The organism is Rhodoferax sp. (assembly GCF_023701345.1).
GTDB lineage: Bacteria > Pseudomonadota > Gammaproteobacteria > Burkholderiales > Burkholderiaceae_C > Rhodoferax.
The window spans coordinates 1-5,201 of sequence record NZ_JAMPXE010000176.1; the positions used below are offsets into that span (position 1 = coordinate 1).

The following is a 5,201-nucleotide window of genomic DNA, read 5'->3' on the forward strand; positions in this document are numbered from 1 at the left end:
AAGTCATGGATTGCCGCGCTGCGCTCGCAATGACACCCCGGTATGAGCGGCGTCCTCGCCGCGATGGCGTTTGGTTATTAGACCCGGTGCGCCACGGTGGTCATCACCTTGGCCGCTGCGGCCATCAGGCCTTTGACCGGCGGCGGCAGATCAATCGCACCGAGCTCCCGGGCGTCCTGGGCATGGCGCGCCTCGTCGTCCTTCATTTGCGCCACAATGGCGCGTGAGGCATGGTCACCACTCGGCAAACGGTCCAGGTGACTTTCCAGATGCGCTTCCACCTGGTTTTCTGTCTCCACCACAAAACCCAGACTCACCTTGTCGCCCAGCTTGCCCGCCAGCAAACCAATGCCAAAGGCCCCGGCGTACCACAGGGGGTTGAGCAGTGAGGGGCGGTCGCCCAACTCCTTGAGGCGTTGTTCGGTCCAGGCCAGATGGTTGGTTTCTTCGGCACTGGCTTTTTGAAAGTGGGCCCGCAGCGCTTCGTTTTTAGTGGCATAGGCTTGCGCGGTGTAAAGCGCCTGGGCGCAGACCTCGCCCACATGGTTGACACGCATCAGCGCCCCCGCCTCTTTTTTGTCAAGCTCCGAGAGTTCGGTGGCATCGCCCGGCACGGTCGGACAGGCCTGGGTGCCACGGTGCTGGGCAAACACGGTGCGCAGGGCATCGTCAAAAGTGCTTAAAAATCGATCCATCATGCTGATTCCAGTTTTTCTGAGTTAGGGCTTGCGCAAAATCGTCCCGGCTAGGCGGACCGACGCGGGCAGTACAGACGTACGGCAAGGAGGGACAACAACGCTGGGGCGATTTTGCGCAAGTCCTATTGTAATTTTGTGCGCTATATTGCTGACCATGATCGCAAATTCACCACTGTTCGCGCAATCGGTGTCTGAACTTCAGTCTTTGCTGCGGCGCCATGGCGGTGATTCTCATGCATTGGTACAAATCCTGCGCGAATTTCAGACTGTTGCGGGTTGGTTGCCGCGCCCGGCCTTGCATCACATGGCCAAGGCCTTGAACCTGAGCGTGGCCCATGTGCAGGGCGTCGCGGATTTTTACCGTTTTTTTCATACCCGACCGGTGGGCGCCTACCGCGTGCTGTTTAGCGACAACGTCACCGACCGCATGCTCGGCAGCGAAGCCCTGCTGCAGCAACTCTGCCATTTGCTCAAAGTGGCACCCAACCAGATGCGCGCCGATGGCCGCGTCAGTGTGGCCCCCACCTCATGCACCGGGCTCTGCGACCAGGGTCCGGCGGCGCTCATCAACCACCACCAGGTGCTCACCCGGCTCACCCCTGAACGCATTGCGCAGATGGCGGAACTGATTGAAAAACAGGTGCCGCCCGTGCAATGGCCGCCTGAATGGTCACAGGTGGACGACCAGATTCACCTGGCCGACGTCAAACTCGGCGTCCAGCCCGCCCCTGGCGCTGGCATTGCCGCCGCCCTGGCGCGCGCGCCCCAGGCCACGCTCGACGAACTCAAGCGCTCCAAACTGCGCGGACGCGGCGGCGCCGGTTATGCCACCGGCACCAAATGGCAACTGTGCCGCAACGCAGTCGGGCAAGCGCATTACGTGATCTGCAACGCCGACGAAGGCGAGCCCGGCACCTTCAAGGACCGGGTGCTGCTCACCAGCTACGCCGACACCCTGTTCGAGGGCATGACCATCGCGGCGTGGGCGGTGGGCGCTAACAGGGGACTGGTGTACCTGCGCGGCGAATACCGTTACCTGCTGGAACACCTACAAGCGGTCTTGCAGCGCCGGCGCGAACAAGGGCTGCTGGGCCACGCCATCCAGGGCACAACAGGTTTTGACTTTGACATCACCATTCATGTGGGCGCCGGGGCTTATGTCTGCGGCGAGGAGTCGGCACTGATCGAATCGCTCGAAGGCAAGCGCGGCGTGCCGCGCATCCGCCCGCCTTTCCCGGTGGAACACGGCTACCTGGGCCAGCCCAGCACGGTCAACAACGTGGAAACCTTCTGCGCCGTGACCCACATTGCGGTGCATGGCGGCGCTTGGTGGGCGCGCATTGGCACGGCGCAATCCACCGGCACCAAGATTCATTCGGTCTCCGGCGACTGCGCGCGCCCCGGCATTTACGAGTACCCGTTTGGCACGCGCATCGGGCGCATTCTGGAAGACTGCGGCGCACGCGACACCCAGGCAGTGCAAGTCGGCGGCCCGTCGGGCGTGTGCCTGTCGGCGCTGGAATTTGATCGCCGCATTGGTTTTGAGGATGTGCCCACGGCGGGTGCCTTCATGGTGTTTGACCGCAGCCGCGACATGTTCGAGGTGGCACGCAACTTTGCCCACTTTTTTGCCCACGAGAGCTGCGGTTTTTGCACACCCTGCCGGGTCGGCACCGAACTGGTGGTGCGCCAGATGGACAAGCTCAAACACGGTTATGGCTCCAGCGCCGACATCCAGGTGCTGTATGAACTGGACAAACTGATGCACGGCGCCACCCACTGCGGCCTGGGCGCCGGGGCCTGCAACCCGCTGCGCGACACCATCGCCAAGTTTCGTCCTGCCTATGAGCAACATTTGAAATCCCTGCATTTTGTCGCGGGCTTCGACATGGACGCCGAGCTTTCGCAGGCGCGGCGCGCCACCGGACGCAACGACAGCGGCGCGCATCTGGAGAATTTTGAATGATGAACGACCACCGCATCGATGCCCTCAGCCCGGGCACCTTTTCGCTCGATGGGCAAGAGGTGGAGTTCGGCCCCGGTGACACCCTGTTGCAGGCCGCCCGCCGCGCCGGGCATTACATCCCGCACCTGTGCTGGCATCCCGACTTTGCCGCGCACGGCTCATGCCGCCTGTGCACGGTCAGGGTCAACGGGCGCAGCGGTGCCGCCTGCACCATTCAGGCCAGCAGCGGGCAGGAAGTCGAGAGTGACACACCCGAGCTCAACGCGCAGCGCAAAACCCTGCTGCAGATGCTGTTTGTCGAGGGCAACCATTTTTGCCCGTCCTGCGAAAAAAGCGGCAACTGCCTGCTGCAGGCCACGGCCTACCAGATGGGCATGGCCGGCCCGCATTTTGAAGAGTTTTACCCTGACCGCCGGGTCGATGCCAGCCACCCCGAGCTGCTGCTGGACCTGAACCGTTGCATTTTGTGCGGCCTGTGCGTGCGCGCCAGTGCGCGGGAGGACAAGCATGTCTTCGCCATGGGCGGGCGCGGCGTGACCTCGCATTTACTCGTCAACAGCGAGAGCGGCCAATTGGGCGACAGCGCCATCAGCCTGTCAGACCACGCCGCCGACATTTGCCCGGTGGGCGCCATCCTGCCCAAACGGCGCGGCTTTGTCATCCCCATTGGCCAGCGCCGGTTTGACAGCCGCCCGGTATCGCAGGAGGACGCAACATGACCAGCACGTTGGCGGGGGCGGCCCCCTTGCACACGCCGCGCAAGCTCAAGGTCGCCACGGTGTCGCTGGCGGGCTGTTTTGGCTGCCACATGTCCTTGCTTGACATCGATGAGCGCCTGCTGGAACTGCTGGAGCACGTTGAGTTTGACCGCTCGCCGCTGACCGACATCAAAACCATTGGCCGCTGCGACATCGGCCTGATCGAAGGCGGCCTGTGCAACGCCGAGAACGTGCAGGTGCTGCGCGAGTTCAGGGCCCACTGCAAGACGCTGGTGGCGGTGGGTGCCTGCGCCATCAACGGCGGCCTGCCGGCGCAGCGCAACCAGCGCGATGTGGGCCTGATGCTGTGCGAGGTGTATTGCAGCCACAGCGGCACGGTGGCCGGCAGCCAGGTACCCAACGACCCCGAGCTGCCGCTGCCGCTGAACCATGTGCACCCGATCCACGAGGTGGTGCATGTCGACTACTTTCTGCCTGGCTGCCCGCCCAGCGCCGACGCCATCTGGTCGTTCCTGACCGACCTGCTGGCCGGCCGCACGCCGCAGTTGGGGCATGGGTTGATTCACTATGACTGAGGCACTCGTCATCGCGAGGAGCGAAGCGACGTGGCGATCCATGTATTTTGAAGTCATGGATTGCCACGCTACGCTCGCAATGACAGCTCACCTATGAAAGGAATGGTCAATGACTTTTCCCCTTGAAACCGCGGCCCACCCCGAGACCCTGCGCCGGGTGGCGATTGACCCGGTGTCGCGCGTCGAGGGGCACGGCAAGGTGACGCTGCTGCTCGACGCCAACAATCACATTGAACAGGTGCGCCTGCACATTGTCGAGTTCCGGGGTTTCGAGAAATTCATCGAAGGCCGCCCCTACTGGGAGGTGCCGGTGATGGTGCAGCGCCTGTGCGGCATTTGCCCGGTGTCACACCACCTGGCGGCGGCCAAGGCGTTTGACCGTGTGATTGGGGCTACACCGGTGAGTGCCAGCGCCACAGCGGTGCGCCGCCTGATGCATTATGGGCAAATTTTGCAATCCCATGCGCTGCACTTTTTTCACCTGGCGTCGCCCGACCTGCTGTTCGGCTTTGATTCCGAGGTGGCCAGGCGCAACATCGTGGGCGTGGCGCAGGCGCATCCCGAGATCGCCAGAAAAGGCATTTTGCTGCGCAAGTTCGGCCAGGAAATCATCCGCATCACCTCGGGCAAACGCATCCACGGCACCGGCGCGGTGCCGGGCGGCATCAACAAGCTGGTGACAGGGGAAGAACGCAACAGCCTGCAGCGCGACTTGCCCCAGATGCTGCAATGGGCGCAGGATGCGGTGGCCATTGCCAAACAACTGCATGCGCAAAACCCGGCGCTCTACAACCGCTTTGGCAGCTTTCGCTCCAAGCTGATGTCGCTGGTGCGCGCCGACGGCGCGATGGATTTGTACGACGGTGTGCTGCGCGTGCGCGACGAAGATGGGCACATCCTGTTTGACCAGATCGACGACCAGCGCTACTTGGAACTCATCGAAGAAGAGGTGCGACCTTGGAGCTACATGAAGTTCCCCTACCTGCGCAGCCTGGGGGCGCAACTGGGCTGGTACCGCGTCGGGCCGCTGGCCCGGGTGCAAAACTGCGATTTCATTCCGAGTGCGCGTGCTGAAGCTGAACGCCAGGCCTTTGTCGCCTGGGGCCGTGGCGAACCGGTGCACGCCACGCTGGCCTACCACTGGGCGCGCATGATCGAGATGTTGCACGCGGTCGAGGTGATTACTGAGTTGCTGGCGGACCCGGCGCTGCTGTCGGGCGATCTGCTCACCAGCGGTGTGCGC

At 63.2% G+C, this 5,201-nt stretch carries 5 protein-coding genes; 4 read left to right on the forward strand and 1 reads right to left on the reverse strand.

The window, feature by feature from the left end; genetic code table 11:
- Positions 1–77 precede the first annotated feature (77 nt).
- Positions 78–698, reverse strand: coding sequence for a 2-polyprenyl-3-methyl-6-methoxy-1,4-benzoquinone monooxygenase (gene coq7 / locus NDI87_RS16320; RefSeq protein WP_296276581.1), 621 nt, complete (start codon positions 696–698; stop codon positions 78–80).
- A 187-nt stretch (positions 699–885) separates the two neighbouring features.
- Here coq7 and NDI87_RS16325 point away from each other — a divergent pair, with 187 nt between their 5' ends.
- From NDI87_RS16325 to NDI87_RS16340, 4 genes are all read left to right on the forward strand, one after another.
- The gene (locus tag NDI87_RS16325) at positions 886–2,664 is read left to right on the forward strand and encodes an NAD(P)H-dependent oxidoreductase subunit E (RefSeq protein ID WP_296276583.1); all 1,779 of its coding nucleotides are present in this window, start codon (positions 886–888) and stop codon (positions 2,662–2,664) included.
- Entirely contained in the window at positions 2,661–3,383 is a 723-nt protein-coding gene (locus NDI87_RS16330) for a 2Fe-2S iron-sulfur cluster-binding protein (protein ID WP_296276585.1), read from the forward strand. The genes NDI87_RS16325 and NDI87_RS16330 overlap by 4 nt, the downstream gene beginning before the upstream one ends.
- On the forward strand, positions 3,380–3,958 hold the full coding sequence (locus NDI87_RS16335; RefSeq protein WP_296276587.1) for an NADP oxidoreductase: 579 nt from the start codon (positions 3,380–3,382) through the stop codon (positions 3,956–3,958). The genes NDI87_RS16330 and NDI87_RS16335 overlap by 4 nt, the downstream gene beginning before the upstream one ends.
- Positions 3,959–4,067: 109 nt before the next feature.
- Positions 4,068–5,201, forward strand: a 1,134-nt coding sequence (locus NDI87_RS16340) for a Ni/Fe hydrogenase subunit alpha (RefSeq protein ID WP_296276589.1), incomplete at its 3' end; no start/stop codon positions are given.

Bases quoted from the DNA above. Each gene is read 5' to 3' on its own strand.
- NDI87_RS16335 (WP_296276587.1), top strand. From the start codon at position 3,380: ATGACCAGCACGTTGGCGGGGGCGGCCCCCTTGCACACGCCGCGCAAG.
- NDI87_RS16330 (WP_296276585.1), top strand. From the start codon at position 2,661: ATGATGAACGACCACCGCATCGATGCCCTCAGCCCGGGCACCTTTTCG.
- coq7 (WP_296276581.1), bottom strand. From the start codon at position 698: ATGATGGATCGATTTTTAAGCACTTTTGACGATGCCCTGCGCACCGTG.